The following is an 18,669-nucleotide window of genomic DNA, read 5'->3' as shown; positions in this document are numbered from 1 at the left end:
TCCCACATTGGATCTTCGGTCGATCAGAATTTAAGGGCAGCCGCCTTGGCCGTCACTTCAACCCCTTGTTGCCCGCTCGGGCTGATCAGTTGTACCTGAATTTTCTGGGTCGCCGGGAAGGTGTTGAACAGATTCGCCAGATCCAGGGTTTTCAGCGCACCCGGGGCTGTGCAGGTGAACTGGTAATGAGCGTGGATTTCGCTGTGATCATGGTGATGCTCGTCCTTGGCATCGTGAACATCATCGTCATCCGGTTTGTCACCAAACAGCGGGCTTTCCAGTTCTTGGGCCGCCACCACACAACCAGCGGCTTTCGGCAGGTTGAACAGGGTCAGCGGTTTTTCCAGCTGTGCACGGACGGCAGCGACTTTGGCTTTGTCGGCGTCGGTAGTGGCGCCGTGTTCGAAACCCACCAGGTTCATCGCCGGGCTTTCCAGCTCCAGCTCTAGGGTCTGACCGTCCAGCGCTGCATTCAGGCGAGCGACGCCATGTTCGTGAGCGCCTAGGCTGCCGTGCCCATGGTCATGTTCTTCAGCGGCGTGGGCGACAACCAGCGGCAACAGGGCAAACGGCAAAGCGAGCAGCAGACGACGCATGGCGGATCTCCGGAAGTAAAGTGAAAGGATTGTTATGTAATCTTATAACGTAAGTGCCGAGAGTTTGACCGCCTGCTTGGCGTTGCACAAGTCCCATGGGAGCATGTGAGTCAGAAATGTGCAGGAGCAGACTTATGTTGCGAATACGCGGAAGCATCGGCGACTGGCCGGTGGATTTGACCCTGGAGATGGACGACGGTGACTGGGCACGGCTCGGCGCGCAGTTGCAGGTGGTCAAGCCCGAAGCCGGCGCGGCGGTGACCAAATCGGTGAATCAGGACGATGCGCAGTGGCAGATCGCAAAGGATTTGCTGCGCAAGGCCAGGCAATTGAGCGGGCCGGATTTGCTTGAGCAACTGGAAGGACTGACCGGCAGCGCGGCGTCGGGCAAACGTTTGTTGGTGCGCTTGCGACATAGCGCAGAGGTCAAAGTGTCGAGCGGCGGGGATACGCCGCTCTACAGCTGGGTCGACCTTAAACTGTAGGAGCACGGCTTGCCGGCGAAGTCGATCTCAAGGACGCCTTCGCCGGCAAGCCGTGCTCCTACAAGGTCGCGGTCAATACAGCGCAGCAAACAACTTGCGACGATAGGTGGTCACCAGCGGGTGATCATTGCCCAGCAGTTCGAACACTTGCAGCAAGGTCTTATGTGGCAGGCCTTCGCTGTAGCTGCGGTTGCGGATGAACAACTTGAGCAACGCATCCAGCGCCGCCTCGTACTGCTGGCGCGCCAACTGCTGGATCGCCAGTTGATACACCGCTTCATCGTCCTGCGGATTCTTCGCCAGACGCGCCTTCAGGTCGGCGGCATCCGGCAAGTCCTTGGCCTGGCCGAGAAACTGGATCTGCGCTTTCGCGCCGGCCAGCGCGGCTTTGTATTCATCGCTTTTCACCGCGTCGAGCACGGTTTGCGCTTCACCCAGTTCGCCGCGTTCAGTCAGGCAACGGGCGTAGAGAATCAGCGCTTTGGCGTTGGTGTTGTCTTCGCCCAGCAACACGGTGAGCACGGCTTCGGCGTCTGCGAAACGGCTTTCGTCGAACAGCGCCTGAGCCTGTTCGAACGGATCGGCCGCTGCCGGTGGTGGCATTTGCACGTGAGGCTCCAGCATCGCGCGCACGGCGGACTCCGGTTGTGCACCGGCAAAACCGTCCACCGGCTGGCCATCCTTGAACAACACCACGGTCGGCAGGCTGCGAATGCCGAAGCGGGCGACGATGTCCTGTTCGAGATCGCAGTTGACCTTGGCCAGCAGCAATTCACCCTGATAGCTCTCGGCGATGGTCTGCAGCATCGGCATCAGCACTTTGCAGGGCGCACACCATTCGGCCCAGAAATCCACCAGCACCGGTTTGTGGAAAGAATTCTCGATCACCGACTGGTCGAAATCGGCGGTCGTGGCGTCGAAGATGTACGGCGTTTCCTGACTCATGGGGGATCTCGTGAAAGCGTGGATGGGGCAACTATACGGCTTGGTGGGGGGTGGCCGGAAGCGGAGTGGCCGTTGAGAGGTGCGTTGCCTGACAGGACGCCTTCGCGAGCAAGCCCGCTCCCACAAGGAACTTCTGTGAATGCAATCTTTGCGAACAACAGTAAACCCTGTGGGAGCGGGCTTGCTCGCGAAGCTTTTAGGTTCGGCGCGCGTGGTAGAGGCTCACATGCCGAAACTCTTCGGGCTCGGCCAGATCCGGCAGGGTCATCGCTTCCAGCATCTCGATGCGCTGATAAAGCGGATGACGAAAATCCCTCACCCGCGAATCCGCCACCAGCGCTTCGCGCCCGCGACTGAGGAATCCATCGAGCAACGGCAGATTCGCCTGGTCATACAACACGTCGGCCACCAGAATCAGATCAAAGCGATCCGCCTCGGCAAAAAAGTCCGTCGAGTAGTTCATTTCCACTTCATTGAGTGCGGCATTTGCCCGACACGCGGCGATCGCCAGCGGGTCGAGGTCACAGGCCACAACTTCCTGCGCCCCGGCCTTCACGGCGGCAATCCCCGCCACCCCGGAACCGGCACCGAAATCCAGCACCCGTTTGCCTTTGACCCACTCAGGGAACTCGGCAAGATAGCGTGCCACCGCGAGTCCACTGGCCCAGCAAAAGCTCCAGTACGGCGGCTCATGCAGAATCCGTCGCGTTTCTTCCGGGCTGAACGCGCGATCCATGTTGTCGCCGTCGATCAGCCAGAGTTTCAGCTCGGTATCGGGCAATTCGACAGGGACAAGCTGCGCATCACCGAGCAATTCACCCAGCGCCTGTTGCAGGTCGAGCGGTGCCATCATGGCGCTTTGACGAATTGCAGCTGACCCATTGCCTGAGTCGTCGGTTGCGTAATGACTTGCGACGGCAGATGCAAAATCAGCTGGCCGGACTGACTGGCGCGGCCCCGCAGTTCCACGCGGGCGCCGGCCGGGAAGGATTCCGGGTTGAAGCGCAGGTGAAACGGCAGAATCTGATTGGTGCCGATCAGGCTGGAACTGGCGAGCAATTGTTGCGGGCGATCCTTGTCATCGATCACCAGCAGGGCCAGTTCGACTTCGGCGCCGGCCGGCACGCCTTGCAGGGTGCCACTCAATTCACGCTGATAAGCGGGCAGCGGGCCGAGGTTGGCGGACTCTTTGGCTTTCTTCTGCGCCGCCTGCGGAGCGGGCCCTGGCGTCGGCGGCTGGGGCTTGGGCGCATCGCTGCTGCACGCCACCAGTAGGCTGAAAAGGCTGAGCAATACGAGCGGTCTTAGGGACATTGGCGGCTCCAGCAAGGTGAAATCCATGGATCGGTCTATATAGCCAGTCTGTATACCGCAAACCCTATGGCTTGTCTTGCCACGGGGATGCGCTACCATGGCCCTCCCTTTTTTTGTTGCCTGCCACCATGCACTGTCCCTTCTGCGGTGCCAACGACACCAAGGTCATCGACTCGCGTCTGGTCGCCGAGGGCGAACAGGTGCGCCGCCGGCGCGAATGCCTGGCCTGCGGCGAGCGTTTCACGACGTTCGAAACCGCTGAACTGGTGTTGCCGCGCCTGATCAAAACCGACGGCAGCCGCCAGCCGTTCGACGAAGAAAAACTCCGCGCCGGCATGCAGCGTGCGCTGGAGAAGCGCCCGGTGAGTGTCGAGCGCCTCGAATCGTCGTTAGTGCACATCAAACACAAGCTGCGCGCCACCGGCGAGCGTGAGGTCAAGTCCCTCGTGGTCGGTGAACTGGTGATGGCCGAGCTGCAAAAGCTCGACGAAGTCGCCTACATTCGCTTCGCCTCGGTGTATCGGCGCTTCCAGGACCTCAACGAGTTCCGCGAAGAGATCGATCGCCTGGCCCGTGAGCCGGTGAAAGAATGACGACTTCCCCGGAACAGGCCATCCTCGACGCCCATTACATGGCCCGCGCGCTGGAACTGGCGCGCAAAGGTCATTACTCAACACACCCCAACCCACGGGTTGGCTGCGTGATCGTGCGTGACGGGCAGATCGTCGGCGAAGGCTGGCATGTGCGCACCGGCGAACCCCACGCCGAAGTCCACGCCCTGCGCGCCGCTGGTGACAAGGCCCGCGGCGCCACCGCTTACGTGACCCTCGAACCGTGCAGCCACCACGGCCGCACGCCGCCCTGCGCCGATGCGCTGGTGACCGCCGGTGTCGCCCGCGTGGTCGCGGCGATGCAGGACCCGAATCCGTCGGTTGCCGGTCGAGGCATGCAACGTCTGGCTCAGGCCGGCATCGCTATCGAAAGCGGCGTGCTGGAAGGCGAGGCGCGCAAGCTCAACCAAGGCTTCCTCAAACGCATGGAACACGGCTTGCCGTTCGTGCGGGTCAAGTTGGCCATGAGCCTCGACGGTCGCACGGCAATGGAAAGCGGCGAAAGCCAATGGATCACCGGCCCGGCGGCTCGTTCGGCGGTACAACGCCTGCGCGCCCAGGCCAGCGTGGTACTGACCGGCGCCGACACGGTGCTGGCGGACAACGCCCGTTTGACCGTACGTGCCGATGAGTTGGGGCTGGATGCCGAGCAAACCGCTTTGGCGATGAGCCGTCCGCCGTTGCGCGTTTTAATCGACGGTCGTCTGCGCGTGCCGTTGGATGCGCCGTTCTTCAAGGCCGGCCCGGCGCTGGTTGCCACCTGTATGGCGATCGAAGAGCAATACGCCAATGGCCCGGAATGCCTGATCGTGGCCGGCGATGATGGCTTGGTCGACCTGCGCAAGTTGCTGGTCGAACTGGCCAATCGCGGGGTCAACGAAGTGCTGGTTGAAGCGGGTCCGCGTCTGGCGGGTGCCTTTGCCCAGCAAGGGCTGGTGGACGAGTTCCAGATCTTCATCGCCGGCAAGTTCCTCGGTTCCTCGGCCCGACCTTTACTGGACTGGCCGCTGGCGCAGATGAAAGACGCTCCCGAGCTCAAAATCACCGAAATCCGCGCGGTTGGCGATGACTGGCGAGTCATCGCCATTCCTGCGCCAACCGCGAGCGTATAATTCCCGGCCTGCGCCACGCGACGGCCCTGTTCTCGAGGAGGACTCCATGTTTACCGGCATCATCGAATCCATCGGCAGCATTCGTGCATTGACCCCAAAAGGCGGCGATGTGCGGGTACACGTAGAAACCGGCAAGCTCGATTTGAGCGACGTCAAACTGGGCGACAGCATTGCGGTCAACGGCGTGTGCCTGACTGCCGTTGAGCTGCCAGGCAACGGCTTTGCCGCGGACGTCAGTCGCGAAACCCTCGACTGCACCGCGATGAACGACTTGAAAAGCGGCAGCCCGGTCAACCTGGAAAAAGCCCTGACTCCGACCACTCGCCTCGGCGGGCATCTGGTCAGCGGCCACGTCGATGGCGTGGGCGAAGTGGTCGCCCGCACCGAGAATGCGCGTGCCGTGGAATTTCGCATCCGTGCACCGAAAGAACTGGCCAAGTACATCGCCCATAAAGGCTCGATCACCGTCGACGGCACCAGCCTGACGGTGAACGCGGTGGACGGTGCTGAGTTCCTGCTGACGATCATTCCGCATACCCTGAGCGAAACCATCATGGCGTCGTATCAGCCGGGTCGCCGGGTGAATCTGGAAGTCGACCTGCTGGCGCGTTATCTGGAGCGCCTGTTGCTGGGCGACAAGGCCGCTGAGTCAACAACCGGCAGCACCATCACCGAAAGCTTTCTGGCCGCCAATGGCTACCTCAAATCCTGACCCAAGGGGGTGCCTTGTGGCGCTCAATAGCATCGAAGAACTGGTTGAAGACATCCGCCAAGGCAAGATGGTCATCCTCATGGATGACGAAGACCGCGAGAACGAAGGCGACCTGATCATGGCCGCCGAGTGCTGCCAGGCCGAACACATCAACTTCATGGCCAAGCACGCTCGCGGCCTGATCTGCATGCCGATGAGCCGCGAGCGCTGCGAACTGCTGAAGCTGCCGTTGATGGCGCCCCGCAACGGTTCCGGTTTCGGCACCAAGTTCACCGTGTCCATCGAAGCCGCGACCGGCGTGACCACTGGCATTTCCGCCGCCGACCGTGCGCGCACCGTGCAGGCCGCCGCCGCGAAAGACGCCAAGGCTGAAGACATCGTCAGCCCCGGCCACATCTTCCCGCTGATGGCCCAGGCCGGCGGCACCCTGGCCCGCGCTGGCCACACGGAAGCCGCCTGCGACCTCGCGCGCATGGCCGGTTTCGAGCCGAGCGGCGTGATCTGCGAAGTGATGAACGACGACGGCACCATGTCTCGTCGCGCTGAACTGGAAGCCTTTGCTGCCGAGCACAACATCAAGATCGGCACCATCGCCGACCTGATTCACTACCGGATGATCCACGAACGTACCGTTCAGCGGATTGCCGAGCAGCCGCTGGACAGCGAACTGGGCCAATTCAACCTGGTGACCTATCGTGATTCCGTGGAAGGCGACGTGCACATGGCCCTGACCTTGGGCACCGTGTGCGCCGAAGAACCGACCCTGGTTCGCGTACATAACATGGACCCGCTGCGCGACCTGTTGATGGTCAAGCAGCCTGGCCGCTGGAGCCTGCGTGCCGCCATGGCCGCGGTTGCCGAGGCCGGCAGTGGCGTGGTGCTGTTGCTCGGTCACCCGCTCGATGGCGACGTGTTGCTTGCGCATATCCGCGAAACCGCCGACCACACACCCGCGAAAAAACCGACCACCTACAGCATCGTCGGTGCCGGTTCGCAGATCCTTCGGGACCTGGGCGTGCGCAAAATGCGCCTCATGAGTGCGCCGATGAAATTTAATGCGATATCCGGTTTCGATCTGGAAGTTGTAGAATACGTGCCCTCCGAATAATGGCTGGTTGTTTCCGGCCCTGTATTCGCGGTTCAAATATCACCGAGGGACCCGTAGAAGACGCGTCCCGGCTCTTTAAGAGAACTAACGAATGACCCTGAAGACCATCGAAGGTACCTTCATCGCCCCTAAAGGCCGCTACGCTCTGGTAGTGGGCCGTTTCAACAGCTTCGTCGTTGAAAGCCTGGTCAGCGGTGCAGTTGATGCCCTGGTTCGCCATGGCGTGAGCGAAAGCGACATCACCATCATCCGTGCGCCTGGCGCCTTCGAAATCCCGCTGGTTGCGCAGAAAGTCGCTCAGAAGGGCGAGTTCGCTGCAATCATCGCTCTGGGCGCGGTCATTCGTGGCGGTACTCCGCACTTCGAATACGTGGCGGGCGAATGCACCAAGGGCCTGGCTCAGGTGTCCATGGAATTCGGCGTACCGGTTGCCTTCGGTGTGCTGACCGTTGATTCCATCGAGCAAGCCATCGAACGTTCCGGCACCAAGGCCGGTAACAAAGGTGCCGAAGCTGCCCTGTCCGCTCTGGAAATGGTCAGCCTGCTGGCGCAGTTGGAGGCCAAGTGATTAGCGACGATAGCGATCGTTTCAACCCGCGCGATCCAAAGCCTGCGGATGCCGGCAAGCCATCGAAAAGCGTCAAGCGTCGCGAAGCTCGTCAGCTCGCAACTCAAGCGCTGTACCAGTGGCACATGGCCAAGCAATCGCTGAACGAGATCGAAGCGCAGTTCCGGGTCGATAACGATTTCAGCGATGTCGACGGCGCCTACTTCCGTGAAATCCTGCATGGGGTTCCCGCGCAGAAGGACAAGATCGACGCGGCGCTCAAGCCTTGCCTGGACCTGACCATCGAAGAGTTGGACCCGGTTGAACTGGCGGTATTGCGCCTGTCCACCTGGGAACTGCTGGAGCGCGTCGACGTGCCGTACCGCGTTGTGATCAACGAAGGTATCGAGCTGGCAAAAGTCTTCGGTTCCACCGACGGCCACAAGTTCGTCAACGGTGTACTCGACAAGCTGGCCCCGCGTCTGCGTGAAGCTGAAGTGAAGGCGTTCAAGCGCTGATCGGCGCTTGAACAGTTGCCCGATGGGTGAGTTTGAGCTGATCCGCAATTTCTTCGCCGCCGCGTCTTGCGCGCAGGGCGGCGAAGGCGTTGCCCTGGGGATCGGCGATGACTGCGCCTTGCTGGCTGTTCCCGCCGGGGAGCAGTTAGCGATTTCCACCGACACACTGGTTGCCGGTGTGCATTTCGCAGACCCTTGCGACCCGTTTCTGCTCGGTCAGCGCTCGCTGGCCGTGGCGGTCAGTGACCTGGCTGCCATGGGCGCCACCCCCGTTGCCTTTACCCTTGCCCTGACCTTGCCGACGGCGACCGCCGATTGGCTGGACAGTTTCTCCCGTGGTTTGAATCTCATGGCGCAGGGCTGTGGCGTGGCGCTGGTGGGCGGCGATACCACCCGTGGGCCGTTGAGCCTGACCATGACTGTGTTCGGGCGTGTGCCAAGTGGTTTGGCGTTGACCCGTAGCGGCGCGCAGCCAGGCGACCTGCTGTGTGTCGGAGGTGAGCTGGGTAACGCCGCCGGTGCGTTGCCGTTGGTGCTCGGTCAGCGCACGGCTGAAGCGGCCGTCGCCGATCCGCTGCTGGCGCACTACTGGTCGCCACAGCCGCAACTCGCGTTGGGTCAGGCATTGCGTGGCAAAGCCACATCGGCGCTGGACATCTCTGACGGCCTACTCGCCGACTGTGGGCACCTTGCGCTCGCGTCGAAGGTCGGCATTCAAGTTGAACGGGACCGACTGCCGCTGTCGAAGGCTTTAGTGGCCTTGCTCGGTCAACGCGACGCCGAAAACGCAGCCCTGAGCGGCGGTGACGATTATGTGCTGGCCTTCACCTTGCCGCCCGTCGAGTGGCCGAGGATGGTTGCAGATGGCTGGCCGATTCATGTGGTCGGGCGTGTGGTGACGGGGCGGGGTGTCGTGCTACTGGATGCCGCCGGACAAGACATCACCCCACAAACACGGGGCTATCAACATTTTCGGGAGACACCGTGACAGATCATCCCAAACAGGTCCCCGCGGAATTCGTACCGCCATCAGTCTGGCGCAATCCATGGCATTTTCTGGCGTTCGGCTTCGGTTCGGGCACCTTGCCAAAGGCACCAGGCACTTGGGGTTCGCTGGTTGCGCTGCCCTTTATTCCGCTGTGGCAGATGCTACCCGACTGGGGTTACTGGCTGATGCTGGGCATCACCATGCTGTTCGGCTTCTGGCTCTGCGGTAAAGTGGCCGACGATTTGCGGGTGCACGATCACGAAGGCATCGTCTGGGACGAAATGGTCGGGATGTGGATCACCCTGTGGCTGGTTCCGGAAGGCTGGTACTGGTTGCTCGCGGGTTTCGTGGTGTTCCGATTCTTCGACATTCTCAAGCCCTGGCCGATTCACTGGATTGACCGGCATGTGCACGGGGGTGTCGGGATCATGCTCGACGACGTATTGGCCGGCGTGTTCGCGTGGTTAGCGATGCAGGGGCTGGTATGGATCTTCGCCTGAGTGGCGGAACTGATCCAACTCTTGCGGTTGGCTCCCACAGGGTTGAACGCACGGCCGAGATCAATCTTTTAGATCGTTATGCCCGATAATTCAGCCTAAGCGTCTCCAGGAACGTGCTGTTACAATGCCGCGTCTGCGAATCTCCAGTACTTATTGATCAGGAGCACACCGGTGCCTGTCGTTTTTGTCGCCGCTTCCAAGCTGCCAACGCCTTTTGCGCAATTCACCATGCACGGCTTTCTCGATGAAGAAAACGGGCGCGAGCACGTCGTGCTGAGCTTGGGTGAGTTCGACGACGGTGCCCCGGTACTCGGCCGCTTGCACTCCGAATGCCTAACCGGCGATGCCTTGTTCAGCCAGCGCTGCGACTGCGGTTCGCAGCTCGAAGCCGCGTTGCAGGCCATCGCCCGCGAAGGCCGTGGCGTGTTGCTGTACTTGCGTCAGGAAGGCCGTGGCATTGGCCTGCTGAACAAGATCCGCGCCTATGAATTGCAGGACGGCGGCGCCGACACCGTCGAAGCCAACGAGCGTCTGGGCTTCGCTGCCGATCAGCGCGACTACGCCATGTGCCTGCCGATGCTGGAGCACCTGGGCGTGAAATCCCTGCGTCTGATGACCAACAATCCGCGCAAGGTAAAAGCCCTGACCGACATGGGCATCGTGGTTGCCGAGCGCGTGCCACTGCACACCGGCCACAATCCGCACAACAAACTCTATCTGGCCACCAAGGCCAGCAAGCTCGACCACATGATGGGCAACGAGCACCAGGGCGAGGTAGACCGGGCGTGACGCGCGGTCAAGTGCGGCGGCGACTGTCCGTCAACTGGTGGCAATACCTGGCGTTGGCCTTGTTGCCGCTGTTCGTGATCAATGGCGTATTCGGCCAGAACGAGGTGCTTCTGCCGGTGTTGGCGATGCCGATGTTCATCGCCGGTGTGGCTTCGATGTTTGTCAGCCTGAAGTTTTTCGGTGGCTACAAACACGCGCTGATCGCCACCCAGAAAGCGCTCGATACCCCTGAAGAGCCTGCCGCCTGGATCACCCTCGCCGCAAAGCGCCGTGCAGCGTTTCTCGTGGCCGGCCTGCCCGCCTGGATCGGCGCTCTGGCGGTGTTCGTCGGACTCGAAGCGGTGCCGTTGGTGCTGTTGGCGCTGTCGACAACGGTGCTGTTCTACCTCTACCGTATCCCGCGTCAACTCGGTTGATGCGCCGCATCGGCCTGGCGGTTTTGCTGCTGGCCGTCAGCGGCGTGGCCTCTGCTGTCGAGCGCGTCGTCAGTCTCGCGCCGTCGCTTTCTGAAATCATGGTTGAACTGGGTTCGGCTGATCTTCTGGTCGGTGTGCTCGATGCTGGCGATCGTCCTGCCGAACTCGAAGGCCTGCCTTCCGTTGGCCGTTACGGTCAATTGGACATGGAGCGTCTGCTCAGTCTTAAACCTGATTTGCTGCTGCTCTGGCCCGGCAGTGTCGGTCCGGCCCAGCGCGAACAGCTCAAGCGATTGAACATTCCCACCTACGTCGCCGACCCCCACAACCTTGAACAACTGACCGTGCAGATCGAGGCGATCGCCACGCGGCTTGGCCGGCCCGACCGTGGCATTTCCCTGGCCGCCGACTTGCGTGAGCGCCTGGTTTCACTGCGCCAACGTTATCGACGGGACGAACCGTTGCGGGTGTTTTATCAGGTCTGGGATCGACCGCTGTACACCGTCGGCGGCGGGCAAATCATCAGCGATGCGCTTGAGGTGTGCGGTGCGCGCAATGTGTTTGCAGATCTGACGCTGCCCGCGCCGCAGGTCAGCGTCGAGGCGGTTTTACAGCGCAATCCCGAGGTGATTCTGGCCGGTGATCAGGCGCAACTCGATGCGTGGAAGGCCTGGCCGCAAGTAACGGCCGTGGCGCGGGGGCAATTGCGGTTGGTGACGGACAAGGGGCTGGAGCGGGCGAGTGGGCAGATGATCGAGGCGACGGCCAAGCTTTGCCAATTGATTGCGCCCGACCGTTGAGACCGAGGTGCGGCCATCGCGAGCAAGCTCGCTCCCACAGGGTATTTGTGTCGCCCAAAGATCCAATGTGGGAGCGAGCTTGCTCGCGATGGGGCCAGCTCAAACACCGCAAACCTCGGATCAAATCTCCGGCGTCCAGGTCACCCCAAACATCCACGCCCGACCTTCTTCGCGATACCCGAACTGACTGCCGTCATGACTGTACAACGCCCTGCTGTAACCTTTGTCCAGGAGGTTATCGACCTTCAGCTCAAGCTTGATCTCACGATTCAGCGCCCAACTGCTGCGCAATCCCAGCAGCGCATACCCGCCTAACGGCTGCTGATTGTTCTCATCGTCATAACTGCTGCTCACCGCTTGCCAACTGGCGCCGAGACCCAGTCGATCGAACTGCCGATCCAGATCCAGGCTCAAGGTCCGCCGTGCTCGACGCGCCAAGGTGTGGCCGCTGTCGCGATCGCGCGGGTCGATGATCGCCACGCCAAAATTGCCCTGCCAGCCGAACAGTTCCTGCTTCAATGCCGCTTCAAACCCATTGATCCGTGCCGAGGCGACGTTCCGCGGGCGGTCGTTGCTGCCGAAGATAATCGCGTCTTTGAGATCTGTGCGATACAGCGAGGCTTCGAGACGGCTGGTATCGGTCAGTTGACTGCGCCATTGCAGCTCATAGCTTTTCGACGTTTCAGGCTTGAGGTCCGGGTTGCTGAAATCCGGGTAATACAAGTCATTGAACGTCGGAGCACGAAAGCCTTCGCTATAGGTCAGCAGTACATCGTTGTCCGGGTCCAACGGCAGGGTGAACGTACCGCTCCAGCTGTTCTGACTGCCGAACTGCTGATTCTGGTCGCGGCGCAGGCCCAGTTCCGTGGAGAAACTGTCCGCCTGATAGCGATGCTGGATAAACGCCGCGCGGTTCCAGCGGCTGTCCTCGTCGAACGCGGTGCTGCTGTTGATGCGGTCTTCGTACCAGTCACCGCCGAGGATCAGGCTGTTGCGTGCGTCGAGCGCCAGGTCGTTCTGCCAGTTCACCGAGTCGCGGTAGGTGTTGAACACGCTGCGTTCGTCGCTGAGCTTATCGAAGGACTTCTCGCGGTTTTCACTGTGGCCGAATTCGACGCGGGTTTTCCACAGGTCGTTGATGCGCGCATCGACGTAACTGCTAAGACTGCTCACCGTGAACGCGTTGTAAGGCTGTTGCTGGACCGATTCGAAGGTGGTGGTATCGAAGCGGCCGAACGGGTTGTCGAACGCGCTTTTGCCACGGTTATCCAGCAGGTTGGCGCCGATTTCGATGTCATCGGTGAGGGCGTGACTCAGGCTCAGACTCAACGACTTGTTGCGATACTCGTCGCGATCGCCATCGCTTGGGTACGACGCGTGGGTGCGATTGATCCCGGCGGTTTCATCGAGGCTGGCGCCGAGGTTGAAGCGGGTTTGCTCATCGCCCCCGGACACGCCCAGGCTGCGCTCCCAGGTCTGCTTGCTGCCGAAACCCGCGTGTAGACGCGCTTGCAGGCCTTGTTCTGCGCCACGACGGGTGAAAATCTGGATCACCCCGCCAATCGCATCGCTGCCGTAAATCACCGAACGGGAGCCGCGCAGGACTTCCACGCGCTCGACCTGTTCGATGTTGATGTGTTGCAGATTGCTGTCGCCGGAAGTCGAGTTGCCGATGCGTTGGCCGTCCACCAGTACCAGGCTCTGCGCCGACTTGGTGCCTCGAATGTAAATCCCCGGCAGGCTACCGCGCCCGCCGGTTTGCCCGACTTGTACGCCCGGCACACGACGCAGCAAGTCGGTGACGCTGCTTGGTTGCAGGCGGTCAATGTCTTCGCGGGTGAACACGGTGTTGGCGGCGCTGCTGTCGTTTCGCGCTTCAACCTGGCGGTTGGCGCTGATCAGCATGTCGGGCAGCTTCAGGGCCTGGTCGCGTTCGAAGGTGTCGGCGAAGGTGTTGGCGGTGGGCAGAAGGAAGAGGGGCAGGGCGAAGCGCGAGAAATTCACGGGCAGTCCATTGGCGCTTTGAAGCGAACGATATTTTGAGAGGTACACAAATCACTGTGGGAGCGAGCTTGCTCGCGATGGCGGTGTGTCAGTCGACATTGAATTCGACTGACACACGCCATCGCGAGCAAGCTCGCTCCCACAGGCTACATTGAGATATTCAGAAGTTGCAGGCGTTCACGAATTGAAGCTTCGATCCCGACCTCGTCCAACCCACACTCGGCCAGCATCTGCGCAGGCTTGGCGTGCTCGACATAGCTGTCCGGCAAGCCGAGATGCAGCATCGACTTGAGGATGTTTTCCCGGGCGAGGAATTCGCTGACGGCGCCACCGGCACCGCCCATGATCGCGTTCTCTTCGATGGTCACCAGCAACTCATGGCTACCGGCAATTTCGCGAACCAGTTCCTCATCAAGCGGTTTGACGAAACGCATGTCGACCACGGTGGCATCCAGCGTCTCGGCGACTTTCAGCGCCTCGGCCAATTGCACACCGAACACCAGCAGGGCGACTTTGCTGCCCTGACGGCGAATCACGCCTTTGCCGATTTCAATCGGTTGCAGGTCTTTCTCGATGGTCGCGTTCGGGCCATTGCCGCGTGGGTAACGCACCGCCGCCGGGCCGTTGTACAGGTGGCCGGTGGTGAGCATTTTGCGCAGTTCGTTCTCGTCGCTCGGGGTCATCACCAGCATGCCGGGGATGCAGCGCAGGAACGACAGGTCGAAGCTGCCCGCGTGCGTCGGGCCGTCTTCGCCTACCAGACCGGCACGGTCGATGGCGAACAAGACGTCGAGGTTTTGCACCGCCACATCGTGAACAAGCTGATCGTAGCCGCGTTGCAGGAACGTCGAATAGATCGCCACCACCGGTTTCGCGCCTTCGCAGGCCATACCAGCCGCAAAGGTGACGGCGTGTTGCTCGGCAATTGCCACGTCGAAATAACGCAGCGGGAAACGCTCGCTGAACGCCACCAGGTCTGAGCCTTCTTTCATCGCCGGAGTGATCCCGACCAGGCGCGGGTCAGCAGCAGCCATGTCGCACAGCCATTCGCCGAACACGCCGGAATACTTCGGCCCGCCGGCCTTTTTCGGCGCAGCGGCCGGTGCATCGACGGGTTCGAGTTTGGTGATTGCGTGGTAACCAATCGGGTCAACTTCCGCCGGCGCGAAGCCTTTGCCTTTCTTGGTAACGACGTGCAGGAATTGCGGACCGTTCAGATCGCGCATGTTGCGCAAGGTGGCAATCAGGGTAGGCAGGTCGTGGCCATCGATCGGACCGATGTAGTTCCAGCCCAGCTCTTCAAACAGCGTGCCGGGGACCAGCATGCCTTTGGCGTATTCTTCGGTGCGGCGGGCGATTTCCCAAGCGCCGGGCAGGCGCGACAGGACCTTTTTGCTGCCCTCACGCATGCTTGCGTAGGTGCGGCTGGAAAGGATTTTCGCCAGATAATTCGACAAGCCACCGACGTTGCGCGAGATCGACATGTCGTTGTCGTTCAAGATCACCAGCATGTTGGCGTTTACTTCAGGCGCATGGTTCAGCGCCTCGAAAGCCATGCCGGCGGTCAGTGCGCCGTCGCCGATCACGGCAATCGCCTTGCGATCGCTGTTCTGCAGGCGGGCGGCAATGGCCATGCCCAGCGCTGCGCTGATCGAGGTGCTGGAGTGGCCGACGCCGAAAGTGTCGTACTCGCTCTCGGAACGACGCGGGAAGGCCGCGACACCGTCCTTCTGACGCAGCGTGCCCATGCGCTCGCGACGGCCGGTGAGGATCTTGTGCGGATAGGCCTGATGACCCACGTCCCACACCAGCCGGTCGTCCGGGGTGTCGAAGACGTAATGCAACGCGATGGTCAGCTCGATGACGCCCAGGCCGGCACCGAAATGCCCGCCGGTCTGGCCGACCGTGTAGAGCAATTCCAGGCGCAACTCATCGGCCAGGGTTTCGAGCTCGGCTTCGCCTAACCGGCGCAGGCCGTCCGGCGTGTTGGCACGGTCGAGCAGGGGCGTGGTCGGGCGCTTGCGGGGAATCTCATGAAACGTCGTGGGCATCAGGCGAATCGTTATAGGTATAAAAGATGCGGCAGTTTACCTGATGCATCGCCCCCTGCCCACGCGTTGGTCCTTTTTGGCAGATACGCCGTCAGCTGCGGCGATCGACGATATAGCGGGCCAGATCGCGCAACGGCTCGGCGGCCGCGTCAAACGGTCGCAACGCGTGCAGCGCCTGGTCGCGCAGCTCCAGGGCGTAGGCCTTGGCGGTATCGAGGCCAAGCAGGGCCGGGTAGGTCGGCTTGTCGCGAGCGATGTCGGCGCCCTGGCGCTTGCCGAGGGTTTCGGTATCACTTTCGACGTCGAGAATGTCGTCCTGGACCTGGAATGCCAGGCCGATGGCCTGTGCGTAAGTCTGCAAGGACTTCAACTCGTCCTTTTCGGCGCGGCCGCTGGCGAGGGCGCCGAGTTTGACACTGACCTCGATCAGCGCGCCGGTCTTGTGCCGATGCATGTATTCGAGGGCTTTCTGATCAAGCTTCAAACCTACTGAGCCGAGGTCGATGGCTTGACCGCCGACCATGCCGGCCGGGCCTGCCGCCAGCGCCAACGCGCTGACCATCTGCAGACGGATTTCAGCTTCGGACGAACTCAGGCGCGGGTCGAGCAGGGCGCTGAAGGCCAGGCTTTGCAAGCCGTCGCCGGCCAGGATCGCGCAGGCTTCATCGAATTTCTTGTGGGTGGTCGGCTGGCCGCGACGCAGGTCGTCGTCGTCCATGGCCGGCAGATCGTCGTGAACCAGCGAATAAGCGTGGATCAGCTCCACTGCGCAGGCCGCGCCGTTGGCTTGCTCAGCCTTGCCGCCCAGCGCTTCGCACGCCGCGTAGGCCAGGAGAGGGCGCACGCGTTTGCCACCATTCATCACGCTGTAGCGCATGGCTTCGTACAGACGCGCCAGTTCAGGGCTTGGGGCGTTGAACAAGGTATCCAGTGCCGCATTGACACGGGCCTGGCTGGTCGCCGAATACGCTGCAATCATTCTGGCTGATCCGCGTCGAAGGGTTCCTCGGCCAACTCGCCATCACGCTCGAGCAGCACTTGAACCTTCTGCTCGGCGTGGGCCAGCGCTGCCTGGCAATCGCGGGTCAGACCGATGCCTTGCTCGAAAGCCGTCAGCGAGTCTTCCAGCGACAATTCGCCGTTCTCCAGTCGCTCCACCAGCGTTTGCAGGTCAGCGAGGGATTGTTCGAAATCCAGTGCAGCTTTTTTGCGGGCCATGGCGGCAGTTTCCGGTTGACGTTAAACCGGCGCGACACTAGCAGACATGGGGGGTATGGGCAAATCAGGGGCCATTGGGTAGCCCTGATCATGAGGGGGAAACGCAGCCTGCGCTGTTCGCTTGGGGTGGGTGTTCATTTGATTGGTGTCATATCCGTTTCGTCGGTAACGGCGGCTATTGGTTCCGCCCTTACGGCGGGTCACTTGGAAGAGCGCCAAGTAACCAAGCGCTTTTGCCCCTTTCGTTCGGTGCCTCGCTAGTGCTCGGCATGCCCTCGCTCCGGTCCTGCTCCGTGGGCCCGCCGCGATCGGCCATCCCTGGCCGTGCGCGGCTAACCCGGCATCCATGCCGGGTTAGCCCACTGCGCAGAACCTCCACTCGGCCTCTCGAGGGGGCGGGTACCGCAACAGCACCGCGAGGCGGCCTACCGGCCGGCCTGTCTCTTTGATCGTGCGCATTCCCACTGTAGGAGCGAGCTTGCTCGCGAAGGACTTCAACGATAACGATTGCTGTCTGAATGTACGCGGTGTCTGGAGGCTTTTCGCGAGCAGGCTCCCACAGGTTCAACGCCGCTCTGGCTTTGGCCGTTGATCTTGCTTTGGCTTTTGATACTGCTGTTGATCTTGATCTGCCCCGTCGGAATGCCGAGCCTTAGCGAGGCACCGTACGTCAGGGGCGCGGGCGCTTGGTTACTTGGCGCTGGGCGGCATTCCGTTTTTCCAAGTAACCCGCCGTAAGGGCGGAACCAATATCTGCCGTTACCCCGGAAATGGATATGTACCTGACACGCGGCCTTCGCGAGCAAGCCCGCTCCCACAAGGGTGCCGGGTACATTCGCAGGACCATTCCGCGAACTGCTTTCTCAGGTGACAGCATTACTGCAGTGACGAGGATTATTCGGCTCATTTGGTGAGCCGAATAAGGCCGCTATTCGGCTCACGGCCAACAATCAGCGCGATTTCCCCCGCAACTTAAGATGTATCCGATTGTTAAAAACCCACCAAATGGCTAACCTTCGCACCTTCTACGACCCATCAGTCACGGGTCTTTCTGACGAAACGCAGTTTTTGGATCTGTAACGCGCCGAGGATCGGGCGCAAGGTTTCGTTATGCATGGCAGGAGGCGTCACATGCGTTCATTTCTTCCAGTGCTGTTGGGGTGGGTCTGCGCGACCGCTGCCTGGGCCGATCCAACGGCCGAGCTGTCGGAACCGGTGGGCGGCTGGCGCTACAACGGCCTGCTGGATCGCAGTGAACACCCTCGAGTCGCCTATCCCACTCCGCCCATCGACCGGGGCGTGCAACGCAATCGCACGATGATCGAAGGCCAGCTCAAGGACATCGGTACTCAACGCGGGCCGCACACGCTGGCGGTCAACGGCAATCCCCTGAACCTGTACGCCGACGACCAGGGACGTTTCGCCCGGCCGTATGCCTTCGGCGCCGGTTCCAACAGCGTCGAAGTGCGCAGTGCCGAAGGTCAGTCGCTCAAGCGCGTTCAGTTCTATGAAGCCAACAACCTGCGCACCCCGGCGCGCATTCGCGTGGTGCTGGGTTGGGACGACCCGAAAGCCGAACTCGACTTGCACATCATTACGCCCGACGGTCAACACGCGTTCTGGGCTCGCCCGGCGATGAGCAACGGCGGCGGCCTGGACCCGGACGGCGTCGACGGTCCCGGTCCGGAAATGTTCACCATGACCGCGCCGCTGCATGGCACCTATCTGGTTTACGTGAACTATTGGGGCAACTTCGGCAGCGGCGGCTATAACTTCGAGGAGACCAGCAACCAGAACGAGGTGATCACCTCGCAGATCAACCTGGTGCTCAACGAAAACACCGTCGACGAAAAACGCGAGACCTTCATCGTGCCCTTGCGCGCGATCGGTGACCTGCTGCTGGTCAAGACTTTCAACTATTAAGCATCCCGCACCACGGATGAATTGGGCTTTGT

21 protein-coding genes are annotated in these 18,669 nt (G+C 61.4%); 13 read left to right on the top strand and 8 right to left on the bottom strand.

Annotated elements, in window-relative coordinates; genetic code table 11:
* Nucleotides 1–23: 23 nt before the first annotated feature.
* Entirely contained in the window at nucleotides 24–596 is a 573-nt protein-coding gene (locus tag ACYZT9_RS23705) for a DUF2796 domain-containing protein (protein ID WP_462007670.1), read from the bottom strand.
* Between the two features lie 134 nt (nucleotides 597–730).
* Here ACYZT9_RS23705 and ACYZT9_RS23700 point away from each other — a divergent pair, with 134 nt between their 5' ends.
* Complete coding sequence (locus ACYZT9_RS23700) at nucleotides 731–1,081, top strand: hypothetical protein (RefSeq protein ID WP_462007669.1); 351 nt, start codon at nucleotides 731–733, stop codon at nucleotides 1,079–1,081.
* A gap of 72 nt (nucleotides 1,082–1,153) precedes the next feature.
* Here ACYZT9_RS23700 and trxA read toward each other — a convergent pair whose 3' ends face one another.
* The 3 genes from trxA to ACYZT9_RS23685 form a co-directional block, all read right to left on the bottom strand.
* Complete coding sequence (gene trxA / locus ACYZT9_RS23695) at nucleotides 1,154–2,026, bottom strand: thioredoxin (protein ID WP_462007668.1); 873 nt, start codon at nucleotides 2,024–2,026, stop codon at nucleotides 1,154–1,156.
* 196 nt (nucleotides 2,027–2,222) lie between these two features.
* Entirely contained in the window at nucleotides 2,223–2,879 is a 657-nt protein-coding gene (locus tag ACYZT9_RS23690; protein ID WP_462007667.1) for a class I SAM-dependent methyltransferase, read from the bottom strand.
* Nucleotides 2,876–3,340: a YbaY family lipoprotein gene (locus tag ACYZT9_RS23685; protein ID WP_462007666.1), complete on the bottom strand. Its 465-nt coding sequence runs from the start codon at nucleotides 3,338–3,340 to the stop codon at nucleotides 2,876–2,878. Before ACYZT9_RS23685 ends, ACYZT9_RS23690 begins: the two co-directional genes overlap by 4 nt.
* Nucleotides 3,341–3,468: 128 nt before the next feature.
* Between ACYZT9_RS23685 and nrdR the strand changes: the two genes are divergently transcribed.
* The 11 genes from nrdR to ACYZT9_RS23630 all read left to right on the top strand — a co-directional run bounded on the left by nrdR (nucleotide 3,469) and on the right by ACYZT9_RS23630 (nucleotide 11,441).
* A complete protein-coding gene (gene nrdR, locus ACYZT9_RS23680; RefSeq protein WP_003228656.1) occupies nucleotides 3,469–3,933 on the top strand; it encodes a transcriptional regulator NrdR in 465 nt (154 codons plus the stop codon).
* The gene (gene ribD, locus ACYZT9_RS23675; protein ID WP_462007665.1) at nucleotides 3,930–5,063 is read left to right on the top strand and encodes a bifunctional diaminohydroxyphosphoribosylaminopyrimidine deaminase/5-amino-6-(5-phosphoribosylamino)uracil reductase RibD; all 1,134 of its coding nucleotides are present in this window, start codon (nucleotides 3,930–3,932) and stop codon (nucleotides 5,061–5,063) included. The genes nrdR and ribD overlap by 4 nt, the downstream gene beginning before the upstream one ends.
* 46 nt (nucleotides 5,064–5,109) lie before the next feature.
* A complete protein-coding gene (locus ACYZT9_RS23670; RefSeq protein ID WP_462007664.1) occupies nucleotides 5,110–5,775 on the top strand; it encodes a riboflavin synthase in 666 nt (221 codons plus the stop codon).
* A gap of 16 nt (nucleotides 5,776–5,791) precedes the next feature.
* Nucleotides 5,792–6,883 (top strand): bifunctional 3,4-dihydroxy-2-butanone-4-phosphate synthase/GTP cyclohydrolase II, encoded by a 1,092-nt coding sequence (gene ribBA / locus ACYZT9_RS23665; RefSeq protein WP_462007663.1) that lies wholly within the window; start codon nucleotides 5,792–5,794, stop codon nucleotides 6,881–6,883.
* 91 nt (nucleotides 6,884–6,974) lie between these two features.
* Nucleotides 6,975–7,451, top strand: a complete 477-nt coding sequence (ribH, locus tag ACYZT9_RS23660; protein ID WP_003228649.1) for a 6,7-dimethyl-8-ribityllumazine synthase — start codon at nucleotides 6,975–6,977, stop codon at nucleotides 7,449–7,451.
* A complete protein-coding gene (nusB, locus tag ACYZT9_RS23655; RefSeq protein WP_214379096.1) occupies nucleotides 7,448–7,948 on the top strand; it encodes a transcription antitermination factor NusB in 501 nt (166 codons plus the stop codon). The genes ribH and nusB overlap by 4 nt, the downstream gene beginning before the upstream one ends.
* 22 nt (nucleotides 7,949–7,970) lie before the next feature.
* The gene (gene thiL / locus ACYZT9_RS23650) at nucleotides 7,971–8,936 is read left to right on the top strand and encodes a thiamine-phosphate kinase (protein ID WP_462007662.1); all 966 of its coding nucleotides are present in this window, start codon (nucleotides 7,971–7,973) and stop codon (nucleotides 8,934–8,936) included.
* A complete protein-coding gene (locus tag ACYZT9_RS23645; RefSeq protein WP_131062001.1) occupies nucleotides 8,933–9,436 on the top strand; it encodes a phosphatidylglycerophosphatase A family protein in 504 nt (167 codons plus the stop codon). The genes thiL and ACYZT9_RS23645 overlap by 4 nt, the downstream gene beginning before the upstream one ends.
* Before the next feature lie 171 nt (nucleotides 9,437–9,607).
* Nucleotides 9,608–10,225: a GTP cyclohydrolase II gene (gene ribA / locus ACYZT9_RS23640; protein WP_008033730.1), complete on the top strand. Its 618-nt coding sequence runs from the start codon at nucleotides 9,608–9,610 to the stop codon at nucleotides 10,223–10,225.
* Complete coding sequence (locus tag ACYZT9_RS23635; RefSeq protein ID WP_462007661.1) at nucleotides 10,222–10,641, top strand: MFS transporter; 420 nt, start codon at nucleotides 10,222–10,224, stop codon at nucleotides 10,639–10,641. The genes ribA and ACYZT9_RS23635 overlap by 4 nt, the downstream gene beginning before the upstream one ends.
* A complete protein-coding gene (locus tag ACYZT9_RS23630; protein ID WP_462007660.1) occupies nucleotides 10,641–11,441 on the top strand; it encodes a cobalamin-binding protein in 801 nt (266 codons plus the stop codon). The genes ACYZT9_RS23635 and ACYZT9_RS23630 overlap by 1 nt, the downstream gene beginning before the upstream one ends.
* Nucleotides 11,442–11,561: 120 nt before the next feature.
* Here the strand turns inward: ACYZT9_RS23630 and ACYZT9_RS23625 are convergent, their stop codons facing one another.
* From ACYZT9_RS23625 to ACYZT9_RS23610, 4 genes are all read right to left on the bottom strand, one after another.
* A complete protein-coding gene (locus tag ACYZT9_RS23625) occupies nucleotides 11,562–13,445 on the bottom strand; it encodes a TonB-dependent receptor domain-containing protein (RefSeq protein WP_462007659.1) in 1,884 nt (627 codons plus the stop codon).
* A gap of 146 nt (nucleotides 13,446–13,591) precedes the next feature.
* A complete protein-coding gene (gene dxs / locus ACYZT9_RS23620) occupies nucleotides 13,592–15,496 on the bottom strand; it encodes a 1-deoxy-D-xylulose-5-phosphate synthase (protein WP_462007658.1) in 1,905 nt (634 codons plus the stop codon).
* A 91-nt stretch (nucleotides 15,497–15,587) separates the two neighbouring features.
* The gene (gene ispA, locus ACYZT9_RS23615) at nucleotides 15,588–16,475 is read right to left on the bottom strand and encodes a (2E,6E)-farnesyl diphosphate synthase (RefSeq protein ID WP_462007657.1); all 888 of its coding nucleotides are present in this window, start codon (nucleotides 16,473–16,475) and stop codon (nucleotides 15,588–15,590) included.
* Nucleotides 16,472–16,714 (bottom strand): exodeoxyribonuclease VII small subunit, encoded by a 243-nt coding sequence (locus ACYZT9_RS23610; protein ID WP_462007656.1) that lies wholly within the window; start codon nucleotides 16,712–16,714, stop codon nucleotides 16,472–16,474. The genes ispA and ACYZT9_RS23610 overlap by 4 nt, the downstream gene beginning before the upstream one ends.
* 1,131 nt (nucleotides 16,715–17,845) lie before the next feature.
* Between ACYZT9_RS23610 and ACYZT9_RS23605 the strand changes: the two genes are divergently transcribed.
* Nucleotides 17,846–18,637: a YfaP family protein gene (locus tag ACYZT9_RS23605; RefSeq protein ID WP_462007655.1), complete on the top strand. Its 792-nt coding sequence runs from the start codon at nucleotides 17,846–17,848 to the stop codon at nucleotides 18,635–18,637.
* The last annotated feature ends 32 nt before the right edge of the window (nucleotides 18,638–18,669 follow it).

It is taken from the genome of Pseudomonas sp. ZT5P21 (assembly GCF_054897785.1).
This window is presented reverse-complemented; position numbering and strand designations above follow the sequence as displayed.